Annotated in this window: 21 protein-coding genes; 14 read left to right on the top strand and 7 right to left on the bottom strand. The window is 51.0% G+C overall.

The features are described from left to right. Positions 1–88 precede the first annotated feature (88 nt). Both dnaK and grpE read right to left on the bottom strand, forming a co-directional pair. Entirely contained in the window at positions 89–2,032 is a 1,944-nt protein-coding gene (gene dnaK / locus H8L47_RS09205) for a molecular chaperone DnaK (protein WP_186953290.1), read from the bottom strand. Between the two features lie 156 nt (positions 2,033–2,188). Beyond that, positions 2,189–2,791 carry a nucleotide exchange factor GrpE gene (gene grpE, locus H8L47_RS09200; RefSeq protein ID WP_186953289.1) on the bottom strand — a complete coding sequence of 201 codons (603 nt, stop codon included), beginning with the start codon at positions 2,789–2,791 and terminating at the stop codon, positions 2,189–2,191. A 556-nt stretch (positions 2,792–3,347) separates the two neighbouring features. Between grpE and rfbB the strand changes: the two genes are divergently transcribed. From rfbB to waaC, 14 genes are all read left to right on the top strand, one after another. After that, a complete protein-coding gene (gene rfbB / locus H8L47_RS09195; RefSeq protein ID WP_186953288.1) occupies positions 3,348–4,415 on the top strand; it encodes a dTDP-glucose 4,6-dehydratase in 1,068 nt (355 codons plus the stop codon). After that, complete coding sequence (rfbA, locus tag H8L47_RS09190) at positions 4,412–5,317, top strand: glucose-1-phosphate thymidylyltransferase RfbA (RefSeq protein WP_186953287.1); 906 nt, start codon at positions 4,412–4,414, stop codon at positions 5,315–5,317. Before rfbB ends, rfbA begins: the two co-directional genes overlap by 4 nt. A 3-nt stretch (positions 5,318–5,320) precedes the next feature. Beyond that, positions 5,321–5,866 (top strand): dTDP-4-dehydrorhamnose 3,5-epimerase, encoded by a 546-nt coding sequence (gene rfbC / locus H8L47_RS09185; RefSeq protein ID WP_186953286.1) that lies wholly within the window; start codon positions 5,321–5,323, stop codon positions 5,864–5,866. Continuing rightward, the gene (gene rfbD, locus H8L47_RS09180) at positions 5,863–6,831 is read left to right on the top strand and encodes a dTDP-4-dehydrorhamnose reductase (protein WP_186953285.1); all 969 of its coding nucleotides are present in this window, start codon (positions 5,863–5,865) and stop codon (positions 6,829–6,831) included. Before rfbC ends, rfbD begins: the two co-directional genes overlap by 4 nt. Beyond that, the gene (locus H8L47_RS09175) at positions 6,828–7,229 is read left to right on the top strand and encodes a sugar 3,4-ketoisomerase (protein ID WP_186953284.1); all 402 of its coding nucleotides are present in this window, start codon (positions 6,828–6,830) and stop codon (positions 7,227–7,229) included. Before rfbD ends, H8L47_RS09175 begins: the two co-directional genes overlap by 4 nt. 115 nt (positions 7,230–7,344) lie before the next feature. Further along, on the top strand, positions 7,345–8,478 hold the full coding sequence (locus tag H8L47_RS09170) for a DegT/DnrJ/EryC1/StrS family aminotransferase (RefSeq protein WP_186953283.1): 1,134 nt from the start codon (positions 7,345–7,347) through the stop codon (positions 8,476–8,478). A gap of 2 nt (positions 8,479–8,480) precedes the next feature. Continuing rightward, a complete protein-coding gene (locus tag H8L47_RS09165; protein ID WP_186953282.1) occupies positions 8,481–9,728 on the top strand; it encodes an O-antigen translocase in 1,248 nt (415 codons plus the stop codon). Further along, entirely contained in the window at positions 9,715–11,130 is a 1,416-nt protein-coding gene (locus H8L47_RS09160; protein WP_186953281.1) for a hypothetical protein, read from the top strand. Before H8L47_RS09165 ends, H8L47_RS09160 begins: the two co-directional genes overlap by 14 nt. A gap of 69 nt (positions 11,131–11,199) precedes the next feature. Beyond that, complete coding sequence (locus H8L47_RS09155) at positions 11,200–11,991, top strand: glycosyltransferase family 2 protein (RefSeq protein ID WP_186953280.1); 792 nt, start codon at positions 11,200–11,202, stop codon at positions 11,989–11,991. 3 nt (positions 11,992–11,994) lie between these two features. After that, positions 11,995–12,951, top strand: a complete 957-nt coding sequence (locus H8L47_RS09150; RefSeq protein WP_186953279.1) for a UDP-glucose 4-epimerase family protein — start codon at positions 11,995–11,997, stop codon at positions 12,949–12,951. 10 nt (positions 12,952–12,961) lie between these two features. After that, entirely contained in the window at positions 12,962–13,525 is a 564-nt protein-coding gene (locus tag H8L47_RS09145; protein WP_186953278.1) for a sugar transferase, read from the top strand. A gap of 18 nt (positions 13,526–13,543) precedes the next feature. After that, a complete protein-coding gene (locus H8L47_RS09140; protein WP_186953448.1) occupies positions 13,544–15,481 on the top strand; it encodes a polysaccharide biosynthesis protein in 1,938 nt (645 codons plus the stop codon). 25 nt (positions 15,482–15,506) lie between these two features. Continuing rightward, positions 15,507–16,883, top strand: coding sequence for a phosphomannomutase/phosphoglucomutase (locus H8L47_RS09135; protein WP_186953277.1), 1,377 nt, complete (start codon positions 15,507–15,509; stop codon positions 16,881–16,883). 171 nt (positions 16,884–17,054) lie between these two features. Next, a complete protein-coding gene (gene waaC / locus H8L47_RS09130) occupies positions 17,055–18,056 on the top strand; it encodes a lipopolysaccharide heptosyltransferase I (RefSeq protein ID WP_186953276.1) in 1,002 nt (333 codons plus the stop codon). 463 nt (positions 18,057–18,519) lie between these two features. Here the strand turns inward: waaC and H8L47_RS09120 are convergent, their stop codons facing one another. From H8L47_RS09120 to H8L47_RS09100, 5 genes are all read right to left on the bottom strand, one after another. Beyond that, entirely contained in the window at positions 18,520–19,380 is an 861-nt protein-coding gene (locus H8L47_RS09120) for a reverse transcriptase family protein (protein ID WP_222616467.1), read from the bottom strand. After that, positions 19,373–19,678: a helix-turn-helix domain-containing protein gene (locus H8L47_RS09115; RefSeq protein WP_186953274.1), complete on the bottom strand. Its 306-nt coding sequence runs from the start codon at positions 19,676–19,678 to the stop codon at positions 19,373–19,375. Before H8L47_RS09115 ends, H8L47_RS09120 begins: the two co-directional genes overlap by 8 nt. 34 nt (positions 19,679–19,712) lie before the next feature. Next, the gene (locus tag H8L47_RS09110) at positions 19,713–19,856 is read right to left on the bottom strand and encodes a hypothetical protein (RefSeq protein ID WP_186953273.1); all 144 of its coding nucleotides are present in this window, start codon (positions 19,854–19,856) and stop codon (positions 19,713–19,715) included. Positions 19,857–20,271: 415 nt separating this feature from the next. Continuing rightward, positions 20,272–21,117 carry a 3-deoxy-8-phosphooctulonate synthase gene (gene kdsA / locus H8L47_RS09105; RefSeq protein ID WP_186953272.1) on the bottom strand — a complete coding sequence of 282 codons (846 nt, stop codon included), beginning with the start codon at positions 21,115–21,117 and terminating at the stop codon, positions 20,272–20,274. Between the two features lie 179 nt (positions 21,118–21,296). Next, positions 21,297–22,295, bottom strand: coding sequence for a hypothetical protein (locus tag H8L47_RS09100; protein WP_186953271.1), 999 nt, complete (start codon positions 22,293–22,295; stop codon positions 21,297–21,299). Positions 22,296–22,532 lie beyond the last annotated feature (237 nt).

The raw sequence follows: 22,532 nt of genomic DNA, 5'->3' as shown, positions 1-22,532 counted from the left end.
AGCATCAAACTTAAGCGCAAACGCCGGGCAGGCACCGCAAAGCGAGCCACCCGGCGCGTCATGACGGGCACGCCCGTCACAGTGTGTATTACTTGCTGTCTTTGACTTCTTTGAAGTCAGCGTCAACTACATCATCATCTTTAGGTTTGGCATCTGCACCGGCAGCGCCTGCACCACCAGCAGCTGCACCTGCAGCGGCCTGTTGCGCCTGCATGTCGGCATAGACTTTTTCACCCAGCTTTTGTGATGCTGTGGACAATGCGCCCAGCTTGGTGTCGATCTCAGCCTTGTCACCGGATTTCAATACATCTTCCAGTTCCTTGATGGCGGCTTCGATTTTCTCTTTTTCGCCAGCTTCCAGTTTCTCGCCATGTTCAGCCAGCGCTTTCTTGGTGGAGTGCACCAAAGCGTCGCCCTGATTGCGGGACTCAGCCAATTCCTTGACCTTTTTGTCTTCTTCCGCGTTCAGTTCAGCGTCTTTCACCATTTTCTGGATTTCATCTTCAGTCAAACCAGAGTTTGCCTTGATGGTGATTTTGTTTTCTTTGCCTGTGGCTTTATCTTTTGCACCTACATGCAAAATACCATTGGCGTCGATATCAAAAGTCACTTCAATCTGTGGCGTGCCACGGGCTGATGGTGGAATACCTTCGAGGTTGAATTCGCCCAGGCCTTTATTGCCAGCAGCGATTTCACGTTCACCCTGATACACCTTGATGGTTACCGCAGGCTGGTTGTCGTCTGCAGTAGAGAATACCTGGCTGAACTTGGTCGGGATAGTCGTGTTCTTCTGGATCATCTTGGTCATGACGCCACCCAGGGTTTCGATACCCAGGGACAAAGGTGTCACGTCCAGCAACAACAGATCTTTACGATCACCAGACAAAACGGAACCTTGAATCGCTGCACCAACGGCAACGGCTTCATCAGGGTTCACATCTTTACGCGGTTCCTTGCCGAAGAATTCTTTAACAATCTCCTGCACCTTTGGCATACGTGTCATACCACCGACGAGGATGATGTCGTCAATATCTGTAGTTTTCACGCCTGCATCCTTGATCGCCATGCGGCAAGGATCGATTGTTTTCTGGATCAGCTCTTCTACCAGGGCTTCCAGCTTGGCACGTGTGATTTTCAAATTCAAATGCACAGGTGCGCCGTTTGCCATGGCGATGTAAGGCTCGTTGATCTCTGTCTGTTGCGAGCTCGACAATTCGATTTTTGCACGTTCGGCAGATGCCTTGATACGTTGCAAAGCGATAGGATCTTTGGACAAGTCCAGGCCATTGATCTTCTTGAATTCGTCGATGATGTAATCAATGATGCGTTGATCGAAATCTTCACCGCCGAGGAAAGTATCGCCATTCGTGGACAACACTTCAAACTGCATCTCGCCATCTACGTCAGCGATTTCAATGATGGATACGTCGAAAGTACCGCCACCCAGGTCATATACTGCAATCTTGCGATCGCCTTTTTCTTTTTTGTCCAGGCCAAAGGCCAGCGCAGCAGCTGTTGGCTCGTTGATGATGCGTTTGACATCCAGACCGGCGATACGGCCAGCATCTTTGGTTGCCTGACGTTGTGCATCATTAAAGTAAGCAGGAACAGTGATCACTGCTTCTGTCACTTCTTCACCGAGGTAGTCCTCAGCGGTTTTTTTCATTTTACGCAAAACTTCAGCAGAAATTTGCGGTGGTGCCAGACGCTTGTCGCGCACGGACACCCATGCATCGCCATTGTCAGCTTTGGAAATGGTGTAAGGCATCAGACCGATGTCTTTTTGCACTTCTTTTTCTTCGAACTTACGACCGATCAAGCGCTTGACCGCGAACAGTGTGTTCTTAGGATTTGTAACAGCCTGGCGTTTGGCGGATGCGCCTACCAGAATTTCGCCGTCTTCCTGATATGCAATGATGGAAGGCGTAGTACGCGCACCTTCTGCATTTTCGATCACTTTTGGCTGGCCGCCTTCCATGATAGCAACGCAAGAATTGGTTGTACCCAAATCAATACCAATCATTTTTCCCATGATAATTCCCTCAGAATGTAGATTTTTTTGTCAATGTTGGTGAATCGGTCTGCTTTATTAATTTCAATTGAATTAGCAGAATCTGACTCGTCTGTTTCGGATATATGGTAAAAAACACGCTTTTCAAGCCATTTCTGCGTGTTTTTTACGCTTTTCTTACTTTCCTTGCGCTACTGTCACTAAAGCCGGACGCAATAAACGGTCGGCAATGGTATAACCTTTTTGCAATACCGTCACGACAGTATTGGCATCTTGCTCAGCAGGTACCATGGAGATAGCCTGATGCTTCATAGGATCCAACTTATCACCCTGTACAGGATTGATTTCGGTCAAACGATTCTTTTCAAATGCAGCACTGAGTTGCTTCAGCGTCATTTCCACGCCTTCTTTCAGCGCCTCGATTGATGGAGTATCAATCTTCAGGGCCATTTCCAGACTGTCCTTGACTGGCACCATGGCTTCAGCAAAGCCTTCGATTGCAAATTTGTGCGCCTTGCTGATATCTTCCTGAGCGCGGCGGCGGATGTTTTCACCCTCAGCCTTGGCGCGCATAAAGGAATCTTGCAATTCTTGCACCTTGGCTTCAAGCTTGGCAATCACTTGCTCGGCAGTTTCTGTTGCAGGTGCGGCAGGCTGTGCGGGTTCCGGCGCGGATGTCTGCACAGTTTCACCTTGAATTACACTTTCCTGTTGAACTTCCGGAGCGGCGGCTTCTTTTATTTCTACCTTTTCCGCGTGCTGGTTTTCTTGCTCTTGCATACTTACTCTCCCAATCAAAAACATACATTGCCCCTGCAATTGGGGATATATCCTTACGATTTCAAGGCTTTATCTAAAAAAATCCTCAACTTCCATGATTCACGGCAATCTCAGGCCACACAAGTCCTCTATTTCCCATGTACAAATAGACACATCTCGTCACAAAACCAAGACAATCCATTACTGGAATCCGGCGTAGGGCGTCCTAAAATAGTGTCAGGGACACCATCATTCGAGGTTACCATCATGAAACTCTCTGTTATATCTCTGCTATTAATTGCTTATACCATCGCCACCGTCGCCTGGATATGCTTATCCCAGAGCAATGTCATGGCTTCATGATCTTTGCCCCAAACCTGGCATCATTGATTGCAAAATTGCAAGTTCACATCACGCGTCGAACGGCCAAGTCTGCCCGCAGATAAAACAATTGCTAAAAGGCATTAAATAAACACATAGATTAGGCAGCCTCATCAACGAAACTGGCCGCATCTCAAGTAAAATCGCCTGTTGCGAACAATTCAGCGCAAATCAGAGTTTTTTACAGGAGTGAGGCATGATTTTTGTCACAGGGGGCGCGGGTTTCATTGGTGCCAATTTTGTTCTGGACTGGCTGGCCCAGTCGGATGAGTCTGTCCTCAATTACGACAAACTGACCTATGCTGGCAATTTGAACAATCTGGCCAGCCTGAATAATGATGCACGCCATGTATTTGTCAAGGGTGACATCAATGACAGTGCACATCTGTGCGGCTTGTTTTTTGAATATCAACCCAGGGCCATTATCCATTTTGCGGCAGAAAGCCATGTCGACAGGTCAATTGTTGGCCCGGCCGCTTTTGTTACGACCAATGTGAACGGTACCTTCGGCCTGCTGGAAGCGGCACGCACCTACTGGCAAAGTCTGGAAGGCGAAGATAAAGACAACTTCCGTTTCCTGCATATTTCCACCGATGAAGTGTATGGCACGCTGTCCGCAGATGATGCGGCATTTAGCGAAACCACGGCCTATGCGCCGAACAGCCCTTACTCTGCAACCAAGGCAGCCTCTGACCACCTGGTGCGGGCTTACCACCATACCTATGGCTTGCCTGTGCTGACGACCAATTGTTCGAATAATTATGGTCCTTACCATTTCCCTGAAAAACTCATCCCGCTGATGATCACCAATGCCCGCGCCGGCAAGGACTTGCCTGTGTATGGTGATGGCCTGCAAGTACGCGACTGGCTCTATGTCAAGGACCATTGCTCGGCAATACGCCGGGTACTGGAAGCCGGCAGGCTGGGGGAAACCTATAATGTTGGTGGCTGGAATGAGCAAACCAATCTGAGTGTCGTGCATACCCTGTGTGAATTACTGGATGAATTACAACCCAAGGCGCACGGCAGTTACAAGGATCAGATCAAACATATCACTGACAGACCAGGCCACGACCGCCGCTATGCCATCGATGCCCGCAAGATAGAGAGAGAACTAGGCTGGAAACCGCAAGAGACTTTCAGCACCGGTCTCAGAAAGACTTTGGAATGGTATCTGGCCAACGACGACTGGACCAAACAGGTACAGTCAGGCGAATACCTGAAATGGGTAGCACTGCAATATGAAGATGAAGAGCAAGCATGAGCAATAGTGTGAATAATACCTCGGCCCGCAAGGGCATCATCCTGGCGGGCGGCTCGGGCACCCGCCTGTATCCAGTGACGCAGGCAATTTCCAAACAATTGCTGCCTGTCTATGACAAGCCCATGATTTATTACCCGCTGACATCACTGATGCTGGCGGGCATACGCGACATACTTATCATTTCTACGCCACAGGATACGCCGCGTTTTGCCGAACTGCTGGGCAATGGCAATCAGTGGGGCATACAAATCACGTATGCGGTGCAGCCATCGCCAGATGGCCTGGCCCAGGCTTTCATCATAGGCAAGGAGTTTGTCGGCAACGCCAATACGGCCCTGATACTCGGTGACAATATTTATTATGGCAATGATTTTGAATCACAATTGCGCCAGGCGGATGCGCAGCAAGAAGGCGCAACGGTATTTGCCTATCACGTGCAAGATCCTGAACGCTATGGTGTCGTTGAATTTGATGACAAACGCCATGCCATCAGCATAGAAGAAAAGCCGCAACAGCCAAAATCCAATTATGCCGTCACTGGGCTGTATTTCTACGACAATCAGGTTTGTGATATCGCCGCCAATATCAAACCATCTGCACGTGGCGAGCTGGAAATCACCGATATCAATAATGTATACCTGAAGCAGGGCAAACTGGACGTGCAATTGATGGGCAGGGGCATGGCCTGGCTGGATACAGGCACCCATGAATCCCTGCTGGAAGCAGGCCAGTTCATTGCCACTATCGAAAAACGCCAGGGCCTGAAAGTTGCCTGCCCTGAAGAAATTGCCTACCGCCGCCATTACATCAACGATGCCGAGCTGGAAAAACTGGCGCAGCCACTCAAGAAAAACGAGTATGGCCAGTATCTGCTGCAACTTTTGAACAAGAAAGCGTATTGAAACATGAAAGTAATAGAAACCGGATTGCCCGATGTCCTGCTGCTGGAGCCCAGGGTCTTCGGTGATGACCGCGGATTTTTTTATGAAAGCTTCAATGCCAAGACCTTTGCCGAGCTGACTGGTGTCGCCACGGCTTTTGTGCAGGACAATCATTCCAAGTCGGCCAGGAATGTCTTGCGCGGCCTGCATTACCAGATACGTCAGAGCCAGGGCAAACTGGTACGTGTCACTGCAGGTGAAGTGTTTGACGTGGTGGTGGATTTGCGCAAGTCTTCGCCCAGTTTTGGCAAGGTTACGGCTGAAATCTTGTCGGCAGAAAACAAGCGTCAGTTGTGGATACCGCCGGGGTTTGCCCACGGTTTCCTGGTCATGAGCGAGAGTGCAGAATTTCTGTACAAGACCACCGACTACTGGGCGCCAGAACATGAGCGTTGCCTGCTGTGGAATGACCCCGCGCTGAGCATAGAATGGCCTTTGACGGATGCACCTTTACTGTCCGCAAAAGACGCACAGGGCAAACCCCTAGCCGAAGCTGAGGTTTTTGCATGAGGATATTATTGACAGGCACGAGTGGACAACTGGGCCATGCCCTCCTGTCACACTTGCCTGCAACAGCAATAGTGCATGCGCCGCAAAGAGCAGAACTGGATTTGAGCAATGCCACGCAATTGCGCCAGTGCATCACGGACTTCAAGCCTGACCTGATCATCAATCCGGCTGCTTATACAGCAGTAGATCTGGCCGAGAGCGAGGCAGAAAAAGCCCATGCCATCAATGCGATTGCACCCGCCATCATGGCAGAAGAAGCACGCAAGCTTGGCGCTGGCCTGATCCATTATTCAACGGATTATGTCTTCTCAGGTGACAAGTCAGATGCTGAAGGAAACTGGCAAGCCTACACAGAAGCTGATGCGACGGGTCCCTTGAATGTATATGGTAAAACCAAGCTGGCTGGCGAACAGGCCATTGTTGCCAGTGGCTGTCAGCATCTGATCTTGCGCACCAGTTGGGTGTACTCAAACTTTGGCAAGAATTTTTTCCTGACCATGCTGAAGCTGGCGCGTGAACGCGATCAGTTGCGCGTGGTCAATGACCAGTGGGGTACGCCCAATTCGGCCGACTGGCTGGCTGCGGCTACCTGCGAGATACTGGCACAATTGCAGCAACCACAAGATGCGGCGGCCTGGTGGCAGCAATTTGGTGGTGTGTATCACTTCAGCGCCTCAGGCAAAACTAACTGGTTTGCCTTTGCCACGGCCATCATAGAATTAGCGGACCAGCAAAACAAACTGGGCAAGGCTGCGCCGCAGATCAGTGGCATACCAGCCAGTGAATATCCTGTACCCGCGCGTCGCCCGCATAACTCTTTATTGAGTACAGAAAAATTGCAGGCTGCATTTGGATTGTCCATACCAGACTGGCGCAGCACCCTGGATGCCTGCATGCAAAGTGTGCAGGCTGCTGCGTCTGCACCACTAAATTCAACAACTCAAGCTCAAGGTCAGGCCAAGTGAAATTGCAAATGATACCCATGCGCGTGCTCGGTGATGAGCGCGGCAGCCTCGTCGCCGTCGAGGCTAATCAGGACATCCCCTTTTCCATCGCCAGGGTTTACTATATTTTTGGCACACTGGAAGGCGTAGAGCGCGGCTTTCATGCGCACAAGACCTTGCAGCAAGTGGCTGTTGCCGTACGCGGTTCTTGCACCATGGTGTTTGATGATGGTAAAGAACGCGTCGAACTCGAACTTGATTCACCGGCCAAAGGCGTCTACATAGGCACGCGCATCTGGCATGAAATGAAAAATTTCACGGAAGATTGTGTCTTGCTGGTGTTTGCTGACCAGCACTATGACGAGGCAGATTATTTGCGCAAGTATGATGAGTTTTTGAAGTTCATAGAAACCACCTGAATTAGTAAATCACAAAAAAACCTCTCACCACAGAGACACAGAGTCACAGAGGAAAACATGTGAGAAAGTCCATGCGAACTCTCTGTGTCTCCATTCTTTTGAACGAATGGATAACATGAAATCTTTACCTTATCTGGAACTCAAGCCTCAGCATCAGGATTTGCGTGCGGAGCTGAACCAGGCTTTTAATGAAGTGCTGGATAGCGGCTGGTTTATCCAGGGCAAGCAGCTGGAAGCCTTTGAAGCTGAATATGCTGCGTATTGTGGCAGCCAGCATTGCGTCGGTGTCGGTAATGGCATGGATGCGCTGCACCTGATCTTGCGTGCTTATGGCATAGGTGAGGGCGATGAAGTGATCGTGCCTTCCAACACTTACATCGCCAGTTGGCTGGCGGTGTCGTATGCGGGAGCAACGCCTGTTGCGGTAGAGCCTGACCTGGCTACTTACAATATGGATCCTGCAAAAATCGCCGCCGCCATTACTCCCAGGACCAAGGCCATCATGGTCGTGCATCTGTATGGGCAAATCGCGGATATGGACCCAATTCTCGCCATCGCCCATGAGCATGGTTTGAAGGTCATCGAAGATGCGGCGCAATCGCATGGTGCAACATATAAAGGGCGCGTCTCTGGTGGCCTGGGTGATGCTGCTGCGCATAGTTTTTATCCCGGCAAGAACCTGGGTGCGCTGGGGGATGCTGGTGGTGTCACCACCAATGATGCAGAATTGGCCAAGCAATTAAAAGTCTTGCGCAATTATGGTTCGCAAATCAAATATCATAACGAAGTCAAAGGCTATAACTCTCGCCTTGATGAATTACAGGCAGCTTTGCTGCGGGTAAAACTGCACAGGCTCGATGGCTGGAATATACAGCGCCGCGCACTGGCGCAACAATATCAGGAAGGTTTGAAAGACTTGCCTGGCCTGGTGATACCATTTGTTCCTGAGTGGTCTGAACCGGTATGGCATATCTATGCCGTGCGTCATGCCAAACGTGATGCCCTGCAAAAACACTTGCAGGATGCTGGCATAGGCAGCCTGGTGCACTACCCTATCCCGCCACATCTGCAACCAGCATATGCTGAATTGCAACTGGGTATGGGCAGCTTCCCGCTGTCTGAACAAATCCATGCAGAAGAACTGAGCCTGCCGCTAGATCCTTATCTTGCACCAGAAGATGTCAGCCGCGTCATTGCAGCCGTGCGCGATTTCGTCCTGCAAGCTGCTTCAACTGCACCAACTCGCTGACAATGACACTTGTACGCACCAGCCTGTTAAATGCGATTGCAGTCATGATCAGGATGCTGACCATGCTGGGCCTGAACAAATTGCTGGCCGTGTATGTGGGGCCAGGCGGATATGCTGTCATAGGCCAGTTCCAGAATGCCGTAACCATGATCTTGTCATTTGCCAGTGGCGCGATTTCCACAGGCGTGACCAAGTACACGGCTGAACACGGCGACGATGCCACCGCCCTGCAAAGAGTATGGGCCAGCGCGGCGCGTATCTCATTGTATTGCTCACTGGCGACTTCTGCTGTCATTGCCCTATTTCATCAGCAACTGGCGCTGCTGCTATTAAAAGATGCGCAGTATGGCAGCGTCTTCTTGTGGCTGGCGGCCAGCCTGGTGTTGTTTGTGTTGAATACGCTGTTGCTGGCAATCCTGAATGGCAAAAAAGCAGTCGCCGCCTATGTCGCTGCCAATATTGCCACCAGCATCGTCACCTTGATGATCACCTGGTTGCTGGCCAGCGTCTGGGGCTTGTATGGTGCGCTGGTAGCGCTGGCAGTGAATCAATCTTTCGTCGCCATCATCACTCTGGCGCTTTGCCTGCGCAGCAAGTGGTTCAGCTTCAGCATGTTGTTTGCTACAACCGACCGCGCCATGCTGCGCAAACTGGGGGCGTATGCACTGATGGCCGTCGTCACCGCCACCGTCGTGCCTCTGAGCCAGATGCTGATACGTGATCATCTGGTACAGGATTTTGGTTGGCAAGAGGCTGGCTACTGGCAGGCGGTGACACGCATCAGCGATATCTACCTGATGCTGATCACTACCACGCTGACCGTATATTACCTGCCACGCCTGGCAGAAATCAAGGCAGCGGCGGAACTGAAAAAAGAAATCGCCCGCGTATATCGTTTTGTCTTGCCTTTGACTGCGCTGGGTGCGGTCATGGTCTATGTTTTGCGTGACCTCATGCTGTGGCTGGTCTTCACTGAAGAATTCCGACCCATGTTGCAACTACTGGCCTGGCAACTGGTGGGTGACTTTATCAAGATAGGTAGCTGGGTGCTGGGCTTTGTGATGCTGGGCCGGGCGTTGACCAGGCCCTATGTGATTACTGAAATAGTCTTCAGCCTGTCGCTGGTAGTGCTGACCTATCTGTTGACCCCGGCATTTGGTTTGCAGGGTACAGTGATTGCTTTTTGTATTAACTATGTCTTGTATTGGGCATGTATCGCCTGGATTTTGAAAAAATATGCCTACCGCTAAACTCGCCCTGGCCAGTTTCATACAAGATTGCGTAGACCGCGTACTGGCCGCAGGTGAGCTGGATGCCTGCGTGCGGCGCGCCCGCGCCCTGGGTGAGTTGTTGTGGAAAAACGATCTGGGCCAATATGCCTTGCCCGCACTGGAACTGGCGCTGCTGCAACGCTACCAGCACTTGTTCAAAACCCCTGCACAACAGGAAATCAAGGCAACTTATCTGCACGTGCTGAGCCAGGCTTACACCGCCAGCGGCCATACCCGCGTGGTAGAACACCTGATTGCCAGCCAGGCTCTGCAGGATTCTGCGGTATTGGTAACGGAAAAAGCACCGCCGGCTACCTGGGCGAAACTCAGTACACCCGGCCACCCCTGTATCTGCATGCCCAAATCCAGCGACAGGCAAGAAAAGCTACAGACACTGCTCAATTATTTTTCACAATACAAAATTGTGGTGCTGCATATCCACCCCTACGACATTGATGCTGTCATTGCAGCAGGGCTGGCCAGGCAATTGTGCGGCACCCGTATTTACATGTACAACCATGCCGACCATGTGTTTTCTTATGGGCATGGCATGGCCGATGTGGTGCTGGAACTCAGCTATTATGGCTGGGAACTCAGCAAGCTGCGTGGCAGCCATGACAAATGCGTGTTTGCCGGTATCCCGCTAAAGTTGCCTGATGCCACTACCGCACGGCCAGAAAATGCCACGGGTCATATCGCCAGTGCTGGCTCTGCCTATAAATTCAAGCCAGGTGGGGACTATTCCTTCCCTGACTTTGCAGTACGCCTGCAAGCCAGGACGGGGCGTAAGCTGATGCTCATAGGCCCCAACCTGAAAACCAACTGGTGGTGGTGGAAACCTGCGCGGCAAATGGGCGCGCAAGCGATTTTCCATCAACGCATGGCCTATCAAGACTATTTGATTTGCATGCGCGACGCCAGCGTTTACGTGGATAGCTTCCCACTGACCGGTGGCACAGCCTTCCCGGAGATGGCGGTCAAGGGTTTGCCCAGCTTTGGCATCTTGACCGGCGCGCATGGTTATTCACCGGCGGACCTGTTCAAATCCAGCAGTCAACAAGCCTTGCTGGACGATATGGACGATTACCTGCGCCACCAGCAACGCAAAGGTATAGAGCAGACTGTGATACTGCAAAAGATCAGGGAAGTGCACGATATAGAGCAAGTCGCAAGGCGCATCAGCCAGGCCGAAATGGTGAATGCGCAAGAAAAACAACCCCCCTGGCATAATCCTGCACCTATAAACTGTGATTTCTATGAGAAAATCTGGTACACAAGGAAATTGTTCACGCCGCCCATCCATAACCTCCCTGACTGGAAATTGGGCGTATTATTTTTAAAGTATTGGATACAAAGTCGCCAGCTTAGTCACCAGGCTTAATTGCTAGCTCATTGCTAGCTTAGTTGCCAGCTCAGTTGCCAGACCTTATGCAGCATCACTTAGCAAACTATGATACATGTCGCAATCGTCAGTCACGGCCATGAAAATCTGCTTATTGCAAGCGGTATGGGTGGCTTGCGCGATGCCGCCGCAGGCATGCATGTATGGATCAAGGATAACCAGCCATCCGCGGCTTTGAAGGCCTATTGCCTGCAACACGGCGTTTCTTACGTAGACGATAAGCCAGGCCTGGGCTTTGGCGAAAACAATAATTACCTGTTTGACCTGATCAGCAATAGCGTAGGTTTTGCCGAGGGTGACAGCTTCATCGTCATGAACCCGGACATTACCATCAGCGCCACCACCATCACTACCCTGGTAGAGAATATGCAGCGCGATGCCTTCCCGGTCGCCACCATCAATCTTTACCGTGACGAACAACACTTGCATGTAGATGCGAATGTACGCCGCTTCCCGAATGCCATTTCCTTGCTGCGCATGGTTGCGGTGCGGTCCCTGTCCGAGCCATATGACAAGAAAAGCATGACAGAAGCCTGCCATGTGGATTGGGCCTCTGGTGCTTTCTTGGCTTTTGATGCACAACATTATCAGGCACTACAAGGTTTTGATACCCGCTATTTCATGTATTTTGAAGATGTGGATATTTGCTACCGTTCCCAGCAATTGCTGGGCAAGGGTATACGTTTTTATCCGCAACTGCATGCCACCCATACTGCTGCCCACAAAAACCGCAACCTGGTATCCCGCCATGCCAGCTGGTTTTTCCGCAGCTTTTTGAAATTTCTGTCGCGTCGCTATTTTGTCTATGACAGGCGGTCCAACCTGTCGGCCCCTAAATAAAGTATGAAGCAAGCAATCTTGTTGACCGGTGCCAGCGGCTTTGTCGGCCAGGCTCTTGCCCGCGCCTGCCTGGTTGCTGACGCAAGCCTGATTTGCCCCACTCGCCGTTCCCTGGACTGGCAGGCCGCAGAGATGCGCAATCCCCTCATCGGCGATATGGCAGCTGACACTGACTGGTCGGTGCATCTTCAAGGGGTGGACCTCGTCATCCATAGTGCAGCGCGGGTCCACGTCATGCAAGAGACAGCCAGCGACCCTTTGGTGCAATTCCGCGCCGTGAATGTCGCTGCCAGCCTGCAACTGGCGCGCCAGGCTGCCACTGCTGGCGTGAAGCAATTTATTTACCTGAGTTCGGTCAAGGTGAATGGCGAAGCCACCTCCCCTGGTCATCCCTTTGGCGCCGATGATGCCCCGCTGCCGCAAGATGCCTATGGCATTTCCAAGCAGGAAGCCGAGCAGGCGTTGCTGCAACTCGCTGCAGAAACTGGCATGGCTGTCACCATCATACGCCCGCCCCTGGTCTATGGGCCAGGCGTCAAAGCCAATTTCCTGAGCATGTTGCGAGGTATACGCCGTGGCCTGCCCTTGCCATTGGGTAGTATCCATAACCAGCGCAGTCTGGTGTACCTGGGTAACCTGGTCGATCTCATCCTGCATTGCCGTTTGCATCCAGCGGCACGCAACCAGATATTCATGGCATCCGATGGCAGGGATTTATCGACGACAGAATTATTCCGCCTTTGCGCGCAAGGCTTGCAGGTGAAATCCCGGCTGTTTCCTTTTCCGGCCAGCCTATTGACACTCGCTGCCGGTCTCATAGGCAAGCGTAGTGTCGCAGACCGTTTATGCCAGTCATTGCAAGTCGATATCAGCAAGACCAGGGAATTGCTGGCCTGGTCACCGCCCTATACCGTAGAACAAGGTTTGCAGGCTACTGCTGCAGCACTACCCTCTGAATGAATATGTGATTATGTTAAAGCGTCTTTTCGATCTTTTCCTTGCCCTGACAGCCAGCCTGTTTTTGTTACTGCCTTTGATCATCGTTGCCATCTGCGTCAAGCTGACCTCACGCGGCCCTGTCGTCTACTGGTCTGACCGGGTCGGGCGCAATAATGTCATCTTCAAGATGCCCAAGTTTCGCAGCATGCTGATCGATACACCAGCAGTTGCCACCCACCTGCTGAGCAATCCTGATCAATACCTGACACCGATAGGTTCGTTCCTGCGCAAGTCCAGCCTCGATGAATTGCCGCAATTGTGGAGCATACTCTGTGGCGACATGAGTTTTGTGGGCCCACGCCCTGCCCTGTACAATCAGGATGATCTGATTGCCCTGCGCACTGAAAAGCAAGTACATACTATCCCGCCAGGCTTGACAGGCTGGGCGCAAATCAATGGCAGGGATGAACTACCGATTCCTGTCAAAGTGGACCTGGATGCATATTACCTGCAGCATCAATCCTTCATGCTGGATATCCGTATTTTGTTCCTGACCTTCTACAAAGTGGTGCGTCGTGATGGTGTTACACATTAATAAGGACTGGCAAATATGATGCAATCCCTGCTGAATCTGCCGCGTCTGCAAAAGCAGGTAGTTGCTGCTGTTGCAGATGCAATTTGTCTGCCGCTGACCTTTATCCTGGCGATCTGGCTGCGCTATGAAACTTTTAATGGCAGCCTCTTCAATCATTACCTCTGGCTCATCGTTTCTGTACCTTTGATTGCCATACCGGTCTTCATACGCATAGGTTTATACCGCGCTGTCATCCGTTTCATCGACCAGAAAATCATTAGCGTGGTGATGATAGGTGTCAGCCTGTCGGTCTTGTTCCTGGCTTTTGTTGCAGTCATGCTGCACATCACACCGCTGTCGCGCGCAGTGTTTGGTTTCTTCTGGGCAGGGTCCATCCTGTATGTCGGTGCCAGCCGCTTTTTGGCCAGGGCCTGGCTGCTGCAAGCTGACATGACAGAAAACGCCACCCGTATCGCCATCTATGGCGCTGGCAAGGCGGGCGCGCAACTGGCCACGGCCTTGCGTGCCGGTGGTGAATATGTCTGCGTGGCCTTTATCGATGACAGCAAATCAGTACAAGGCTCTACCATAGGCGGCGTCAAGGTTTTCGCACCCGAGCAATTAAAAGATTTGGCCGAACGTCATGACATACGCGAGATCTTGCTGGCCATGCCCAGCATCAGCAAGACGCGGCAAAAGCAGGTGCTCGACCAGCTCGAACCTCTTAAGTTGAAGATCAAGGTCACGCCATCAATACAAAGCCTGGTAAATGGCGAATTGCGCTTGCAGGACATACGCGAAGTCGAGATAGAAGATTTGCTGGGCCGCGACCAGGTAGAACCCGATGCCCGCCTGCTGAGCATCTGCATCACCGGCAAGCGCGTCATGGTCACCGGGGCTGGCGGCTCTATAGGTTCTGAACTATGCCGCCAGATCTTGCGCCAGCGCCCCACCAAGCTGGTCTTGCTGGAAATGTCGGAATACGCCCTGTATGCAATAGAACAAGAATTGACTGGCCTGCGCCAGCAACTGAAGCTGGATGTGGAAATCCTGCCGTTTTTGGGTTCGATACTCGACAGCGCCAAGCTGGACCGCATCTTCACCACCTGCGAAGTCGAAACCCTGTACCACGCCGCAGCCTACAAGCATGTGCCACTGGTAGAACATAATCCGGCTGAAGGCATACGCAATAATGTCTTTGGCACCCTGTCGGTAGCGCAGGCAGCGATGGCAGCAAAGGTCAAAAATTTTGTACTTATCTCGACCGACAAGGCAGTGCGCCCTACCAATGTCATGGGTGCCACCAAGCGCCTAGCAGAACTGATACTGCAAGCCTGCTCACGCCGCCAGCAGCATACCCGTTTTTGCATGGTGCGCTTTGGCAATGTGCTGGGTTCATCCGGTTCTGTTGTACCACTGTTCCGCAAGCAGATCATGGCCGGTGGCCCGATCACCCTGACCCACCCCGAGATCACCCGTTATTTCATGACCATACCCGAAGCCGCGCAACTGGTCTTGCAGGCTGGTGCCATGGGCGAAGGTGGTGATGTGTTTGTACTCGACATGGGCGAGCCTGTGCGCATCATCGACCTTGCACGCCGCATGGTGCACCTGAGTGGCCTGGAAGTGAAGAGTGAAACGACACCAGATGGCACCATAGAAATCCAGCATGTAGGCTTGCGCCCTGGCGAAAAACTCTACGAAGAACTGCTGATAGGCGACAATGTCGAAGGCACTTCTCATCCGCTGATCATGCGGGCGCAAGAGAATGAATTGCCTTGGGATCAACTGAATACCCTGTTGCAGGAATTGAATACAGCCTGCATCGCCTTTGATTATGCGCAAATCCGCGCCCTGTTGCTGCAAATAGTGGCAGAATACGAGCCACAATGCGGAATTGAAGACCTGATCTGGCAAGCCCAGCAGCTTGGCTCTGATGAGCAGGCCAAAAAGGCCAGCACTGGTCTGCTCCACTGATACTTTTTAATAAAGAAAAATAATCATGTCCCTACTCTCCCCCAGCATATTCAAAGCCTACGACATCCGTGGCATTATCGACAAAACCCTGGATGCAGAAGTTGCCCACCTGATAGGCCAGGCCTTTGGCAGCGCTGCCATCGCCAAAGGTGAAAAAACCGTGGTCATAGGCCGCGATGGCCGTTTGTCCGGCCCTGACCTGATCACCGCGCTGGCCAAGGGTTTGCAATCGACTGGCGTCGATGTCATCGACCTGGGCGTGGTGGTCACACCCATGGTGTACTTTGGCACCAACGTGCTGGGTGCAACTTCTGGCATCATGGTCACTGGCAGCCACAACCCACCTGACTACAATGGTTTCAAAATGGTACTGGCGGGTGAGGCAATTTATGGCGACGCGATACAGGCGCTGTACCAAACTATATTGAACAAAGATTTCAAGCAAGGCAGCGGCAACTACCGTACACATGACATCAAGGCGACTTATCTTGAACGCATCATCGGCGACGTCAAACTTGCCCGGCCATTGAAAATAGCCGTCGATTGCGGTAATGGTGTGGCTGGTGCATTTGCAGGTGAGTTGTATCGCGGCATGGGTTGCGAAGTCATCGAACTGTTTTGCGAAGTCGATGGCACTTTCCCTAACCACCACCCTGACCCAGCGCACCCTGAAAACCTGCAAGACCTGATACGCTGTCTGCAAACTACTGATGCAGAGATAGGCCTGGCTTTCGACGGCGATGGCGACCGCCTTGGCGTTGTCACCAAGGATGGCCAGATCATCTACCCAGACCGCCAACTCATGCTGTTTGCCGAAGACGTATTGACACGCAACCCAGGCGCGCAGATTTTGTACGACGTCAAATGCACACGCCATATCGCACCGTGGGTAAAGGCACGCGGTGGTGTACCGCTGATGTGGAAAACCGGCCATTCTCTGGTCAAGGCCAAACTGCGCGAAACCGGCTCACCGCTTGGTGGTGAAATGAGTGGTCACATCTTCTTCAAAGACCGCTGGTATGGTTTTGATGATGGCCTGTACGCCGGTGCCCGCTTGCTGGAACTCGTCAGCCGCGTGGCTGACATGACAGCCACACTGAACAACTTGCCGCAATCCACCTCGACACCAGAACTGCAATTGCAACTGGCCGAAGGTGAAAACTTCAAGATCATCGCTGCGATGCAGGCGAATGCCAGCTTCCCTGGTTCAGACGAAATCATCACCATCGACGGCCTGCGCGTGGAATATCCAGATGGTTTCGGCCTGGCCCGCTCATCTAATACTACCCCTGTCATCGTCATGCGCTTCGAAGCCGAAAATCCCGAAGCACTGGCACGCATACAAGGTGCGATGAAGCAGGCTGTTCTGGCTGTTAAGCCAGATGCTGTCTTGCCATATTAATTTCCAAGACCGAAAAGATCACCACAGAGACACAGAGAAAAACAAGAGAAAATCTTTTGAAGTGAGAGCACTTAGCAAAACTCTTCTCGCCTTTAGTTTTTCTCTGTGCCCCTCTGTGACTCCGTGTCTCTGTGGTGAGCAGTCAGGTCTTCACCCGTATCTACTATCCAAGTGAAAATTCTTCTTGTTCGTGTTTCGTCGCTGGGCGATGTTTTGCATAATATGCCCATCGTGGATGACTTGCGTCGCCAGTTTCCGCAGGCGCGCATAGACTGGGTGGTGGAAGAAGCCTATGTGCAACTGGTGCGTCTGAACCCAGGTGTGGACCAGGTCTTCCCCTTTGCCCTGCGCCGCTGGCGCAAAAGCCTGGGGCAGGCGGCAACGCGGCAAGAAATCAAGAATTTCTTTCGCCAGTTAAGGCAAGAGCAATATGACCTGGTACTTGATACCCAGGGCTTGTTGAAAACCGGCATTATCATGGGCCTGGCAAAAACCGTCAAAGGGGGCAAGAAAGTCGGCCTAGCAAATGGCACTGAGGGTTCAGGTTATGAAGGTATTTCCAGAATTTTCCACGACATCAGCGTACCGGTAGACAAGCGCACCCACGCCGTTTTGCGCGGCCGCCTGGTCGCTGCCGCCGCTGGAGGCTACACCGTCAACACACCTGCCAGCTTTGGCTTGCAGGCACCGGATATACCCGCCGATCAACGCGCATGGCTGCCAGCTACACCGTATGCGGTGTTCTTTCATGGCACCGCAGGTGCAGCCAAGAAATGGCCGCGGGAACACTGGCAAGCGATTGCCGCCGAATTAAGAAACTACGAATTACCGATACTGCTCCCATGGGGCAGTGCTGCTGAAAAAGCTGAGGCAGAAGCGATGGCAGCCGTCATGCCTAACGCCAGCGTCTTGCCTGCGCTATCCATGCAGGCCGCAACCCTGCTGGCGCAAAAGGCACGCCTTGCCATTGGTGTGGATACCGGCTTGACGCATATCGCTGCGGCTTACGAAACACCGACCATAGAAATCTATTGCGCTTCTCCGCGCTGGAAGACTGAGGGTAACTGGTCGGACAGGATTATTAATCTTGGGGATAATGGGGAGCCTGCAACTGTTGACGAGGTTCGAGGCGCGATTAGCGTACTAATGAGAGCAACGGGAACAAAGCAATAATTAATAAAGCCGTGTCCTTAGTAACGTCATTCCAGCGTGCTTTTGGCTGGAATCCACCGGGCTGGCGCTCCAGTGGCGTTCTTAGCACATCAAATGGTGTATTAATTTCAGAATCGTGCACTTTAAAAACTAGTTTTTACAAATACCTGCACACGTCATTCACGATTGCCAGCCGGGGGTAGCCCGGCAGCTACTCACCTTTTTTGCTTCGCCAAAAAAGGTAAGCGAAAAAAGGCGACCGAGGCGTCGCTGCCCCCTAAAGGGGGTTCCCTTTGCTGCAAGTCAAAAAATGGGAAATGCCCGAAACTCGCTACGCTCAAACAACGGTCATTTCTTTTTCCATTTTCCGCCTCGCAGCAAAGGCATCGACACATCGGAAAAGCAAAGTCAAAAACAACGTCATCGCAACCGCTACTCAAATTAGCGGGGGCAAATTGGGACAACGGAAGAAATTTTTAAGTAATTAAATTCTAACGACATCCATCTGCATTGCCTCTTGTATGCGCCCCTTTAATGAACGCATCAGTTTAATTTTTTCAGGCCCAGAGGCATGTTGAATAGCTTGTCGAGTTTCAGCAATTTTTTTATGCCTTGAATTCGGCAACTTTACTTCGTTTCCAACTATTACCGTACCAGTTACACTTTTCACGGCTTCAGCTGGATAAGTTTTTGTTTTTGATGATTTGGTCTTGAGACCATGTTCTCGAACTATCTGGCGAATTTCAGAGATTTTTTTCTTAGTTGCATTTGGTCCAGACAACGTTATGTCATCTACGTAAAGCGTCATCTTATTTTCAGAGTCAATTGCATTTTTATTTATTTTCTCAAACATAGGTTGAGCCGAAAAAAAAGCCAATCGACCACTTAGAGAACTACCAGTTGGTAAGTGCGCTTGTTTAAAACAGCAAATATCAGCAAGAATATCTGCAACATCATTAGCGCATTTGAATTGATGAACAAACATGCTCCAAACCATTTGCCGTGTTGTGCTTGGATAAAACTTTGATATGTCTGTTTTTATTAGCGGAAATTCGCCTATGTGTTGTCTTGCATTATCAACATACGAACGCCCTTTTTGTGAATACACATAATCTGGCAGTTCTATTTTAGAAAACAAATTCCCGATACGCTTATGAACTTGAGCCAACCATTTTATTGGCTGTTGTATTTCACGATTTTTCTCATTAGTCCAGACCCTATAATTTTCCGGCGCCAAAAGCCGATCAAGCATCGACAATTCAATTTGAAGAATTTCCTCGAGACGCCCAAGCCCTTTAATTTTATAAAATGGGGACTGATGCAAAGGATACTTGCCTTTAACCATGAGTCACTGACTCGCTTTCGTCAATCCATTCCAATATGCGTAGAATTTTATCTGCTGCAATAACTCTAAGTTTTTCACCAGTTTTATTCTGATCACTCATTTTTTCAGAGAATAGCAAAATTGAAGATACTGGCATTTTAAAAATTTCCGCATATTTTTCCAACAAGTCTACACCTGGAATTTTTACACCTGATTCAATTTCGCTTAAATAAGAATTTGAAATTCCAAGTCGTTTTGCTAAATCTATCTGCTTGAATTGATGATAAGTTCTCAACAGTTTTAATGCTCTGTTCAACATAATTCAATTCCTTAAAAATAAGAGAGGTGCTAGCTCATTTGAAGTGATCAATTACTCGAAAAATCAGGCTAAGCAAATTCAAAACGAATGCTGCTGCTTTGAAGATCGCCGGACGTTTGAGTAATTGCTTAACTCTATGAACTAGCCCCCGCCGCTTGGAGGTTTTGAGGTCACTCATAGTGATTCTCCTTGGTTACACCATCAACACCATTGTTGATGGCCGTCGTCCATAACCAAGCAAAGCTAAACGGCAGGTTTTCCCCCTCTTATCCGTAACGCATGTTCGGGGTCGTCCCGAACATGCAGTCACATGACCAGATCAGCACTAAGGCGACATGGGCATGACACAAGATAGAGCCTCTCGGCTCCACAGGTTGCCTAAGCAACCCACACAGTACGACGGTTGTACTCTGTTAACCTCAAGGAGAATAATAGTGGAAGAAATACGATTCCTCAATAAATATTTCGCCAATAGCGAAATATTTATTGAAATCAGAGAAAATTATTTCAATGAAGAAATAATCGTAAGCACAACTAATGCTGACTAGAGTTGCATCATCGCAGCTTACAGACTATACATAAGGGGAATCACCTTATATTTCCAACGTCCCAAACGACTTCACCAAATCATCCAGCGATTTCAACTGCGCCAGGAAAGGCTCCAGCTTATCCAGCGGCAAAGCACTTGGCCCATCGCATTTGGCTTGCGCCGGATCAGGGTGCGCTTCCAGGAACAAGCCCGCCAGACCAGTCGCCATGCCTGCGCGGGCCAGTTCGACGATTTGCTCACGGCGGCCACCGGAGGCTGCTGCGCCAGCTTCGCGTTGTTGCAGGGCGTGGGTGACGTCGAAGATAACGGGCAGGTTGTTGGTGACTTTTTTCATGACGGCAAAACCGAGCATGTCGACTACCAGGTTGTCGTAGCCAAAGCAGGTGCCGCGGTCGCAGAGTATCAGTTGGTCGTTGCCTGCTTCCCTGAATTTTTCGACGATGTTTTGTACTTGGGAAGGACTGAGAAATTGCGGCTTCTTGATGTTGATCACGCGACCGGTTTTGGCGAGGGCCACGACGAGGTCGGTCTGGCGTGCCAAAAAGGCTGGCAGTTGCAGGACATCGACCACTTCTGCCACTTGCGCGGCTTGCCACGGTTCATGCACGTCGGTGATCAGGGGCACGCCAAATTCTGCCTTGATGGCTTCGAATATCTTCAAGCCCTCTTCCAGGCCGGGGCCACGGTAAGAATGGATGGAAGAGCGGTTGGCCTTGTCAAAGCTGGCCTTGAAGACGTAGGGGAGGCCCAGCTTGCTGGTGACACGCACGTATTCTTCGGCAACGCGCAAGGCCATGTCCTTGGATTCCAGCACATTCATGCCGCCAAACAGGACAAAGGGGCTTTGGTTGCTGGCTTGAATTTTTGGGGTGATGGCTACGGTAGTCAAGATGATTCCAGTTCAGAAAAAATAGGCTGTTAAAACTATATACAAGCAATTTATTTTCAACAATACCTTAGAGGCTGTTGCAAAGTTAAGATGGCTAGGCGCCCCCGGCTAGGCGCCGCCGACGCGGACAGTACTTTAGTACCGGGTTCAACAACGCCAGATTAATTTTGCAACGGTCTCTAAGAAACCCAGCGCAGATAGTCTTGCCACTGCGGGTCAAATTCGCTGCTGATTTCAAACTCCAGCGGGGCAAAGTTTTGTGCCAGTTTATGTGCCTTGGCCATGGCAGTTTGTGCATCACTGACATGCCAGTTCATGCTGCGTACATTGCCATGCAAGGTGATCTGGCTGGTGATGCCTTCCTGGGTTTGGGTCAACAGGGTTTCCAGCTGGTCTTCAAACTCGCGTGCGGTTTCCAGATCATCTTTGTGATCCAGTACCACATCGACCTGCACGCGCCACAGCATGTCGGCCCTGCCCACCAAAGACATGGCAGATTCATTGCGTTGTACCAGCAGTTTGTCGTCGGGGTCGGTATTGCTGACCAGCTCAAAGCCTGTCCATTCATTTTCACCGGTGGGGAACAGGGCAGTATGTTTGAGCTCATCGCGCCAGAAAGCATCCAGCACAGCCGGGAAAGTAGCCAGGCTGACGGTTTTTTGGGCTGGTTCGTCTTCCATGAATTCAACCGGGCCTATCTTGATGGCAAAATCATATTCACCCAAGGCATGGTCAAGCAGGATGAAGGACATATGCCTGGCATGATCGATCATGTCTTGCGGTATGGGCTTGGCAAACCACAATTGCAAACCCACCCTGCCTGCATCTGCATAATGGCTGACCAGTATATCTGCCGGGTTGAGGCTGAAATTATCCATATTAATGCCAAACTCACCCATTTCGGCACGAGCCCTGAAGGCAATCACATTGGGGAACATGGCCAGTTTGGGTGCTGATCGCGTGAGCGTCATGACATCCTGAAAATGCTCTGTTGCGCCGTGAGCGGTGATAATCAGATCATATACGCCGTCTTCATCCCTGCCTTGCAACTCAGCAGCCAGCTTGGGAAAGCGGGGTTCAAGCAGTGTATTGATGGTTTCCATCACATCGCGGATTTCCATTTTCTGCAATTGTGGCTGAGCATTTGCCAGTGCCTGCCAAAAGAGTTCTGTGCTCATCTGTTCATTTCCAGGATGGTGGGTGGTTCAACATGTCCTTACATGTTGTTTAAGAGGCATAGGATATCATTTTATGGGAGTGGCTTTGTAGAAACGCAAAGTAGCTTGTTCAGCTTTCTCTTTTTTCAAGCTGCATGTGTAGAGGCAATCGCCACAGGAGGGCAAGCCCAGTTGCCTCTTGCCAGTGCATGAGCGACTGTTTCGCGTTTTTGCCTTATCAAAAGTGCAGTCTGCGGG

Source organism: Undibacterium umbellatum (assembly GCF_014284125.1).
GTDB classification, from domain to species: domain Bacteria; phylum Pseudomonadota; class Gammaproteobacteria; order Burkholderiales; family Burkholderiaceae_D; genus Undibacterium; species Undibacterium umbellatum.
The sequence above is the reverse complement of the archived record's forward strand: the minus strand, read 5'-3'. Positions and strand labels throughout refer to the sequence as shown.

Excerpts from the sequence above, each read along its gene's own strand:
- dnaK (WP_186953290.1), bottom strand. The coding sequence starts at position 2,032 with ATGGGAAAAATGATTGGTATTGATTTGGGTACAACCAATTCTTGCGTT.
- rfbC (WP_186953286.1), top strand. The coding sequence starts at position 5,321 with ATGAAAGTAATAGAAACCGGATTGCCCGATGTCCTGCTGCTGGAGCCC.
- H8L47_RS09165 (WP_186953282.1), top strand. The coding sequence starts at position 8,481 with ATGACACTTGTACGCACCAGCCTGTTAAATGCGATTGCAGTCATGATC.
- H8L47_RS09120 (WP_222616467.1), bottom strand. The coding sequence starts at position 19,380 with ATGGTTAAAGGCAAGTATCCTTTGCATCAGTCCCCATTTTATAAAATT.
- H8L47_RS09140 (WP_186953448.1), top strand. The coding sequence starts at position 13,544 with ATGCAATCCCTGCTGAATCTGCCGCGTCTGCAAAAGCAGGTAGTTGCT.
- H8L47_RS09115 (WP_186953274.1), bottom strand. The coding sequence starts at position 19,678 with ATGTTGAACAGAGCATTAAAACTGTTGAGAACTTATCATCAATTCAAG.
- H8L47_RS09100 (WP_186953271.1), bottom strand. The coding sequence starts at position 22,295 with ATGAGCACAGAACTCTTTTGGCAGGCACTGGCAAATGCTCAGCCACAA.
- H8L47_RS09135 (WP_186953277.1), top strand. The coding sequence starts at position 15,507 with ATGTCCCTACTCTCCCCCAGCATATTCAAAGCCTACGACATCCGTGGC.
- H8L47_RS09160 (WP_186953281.1), top strand. The coding sequence starts at position 9,715 with ATGCCTACCGCTAAACTCGCCCTGGCCAGTTTCATACAAGATTGCGTA.
- rfbD (WP_186953285.1), top strand. The coding sequence starts at position 5,863 with ATGAGGATATTATTGACAGGCACGAGTGGACAACTGGGCCATGCCCTC.
- H8L47_RS09170 (WP_186953283.1), top strand. The coding sequence starts at position 7,345 with ATGAAATCTTTACCTTATCTGGAACTCAAGCCTCAGCATCAGGATTTG.
- H8L47_RS09150 (WP_186953279.1), top strand. The coding sequence starts at position 11,995 with ATGAAGCAAGCAATCTTGTTGACCGGTGCCAGCGGCTTTGTCGGCCAG.
- grpE (WP_186953289.1), bottom strand. The coding sequence starts at position 2,791 with ATGCAAGAGCAAGAAAACCAGCACGCGGAAAAGGTAGAAATAAAAGAA.
- H8L47_RS09155 (WP_186953280.1), top strand. The coding sequence starts at position 11,200 with ATGATACATGTCGCAATCGTCAGTCACGGCCATGAAAATCTGCTTATT.
- rfbA (WP_186953287.1), top strand. The coding sequence starts at position 4,412 with ATGAGCAATAGTGTGAATAATACCTCGGCCCGCAAGGGCATCATCCTG.
- H8L47_RS09145 (WP_186953278.1), top strand. The coding sequence starts at position 12,962 with ATGTTAAAGCGTCTTTTCGATCTTTTCCTTGCCCTGACAGCCAGCCTG.
- H8L47_RS09110 (WP_186953273.1), bottom strand. The coding sequence starts at position 19,856 with ATGAGTGACCTCAAAACCTCCAAGCGGCGGGGGCTAGTTCATAGAGTT.
- rfbB (WP_186953288.1), top strand. The coding sequence starts at position 3,348 with ATGATTTTTGTCACAGGGGGCGCGGGTTTCATTGGTGCCAATTTTGTT.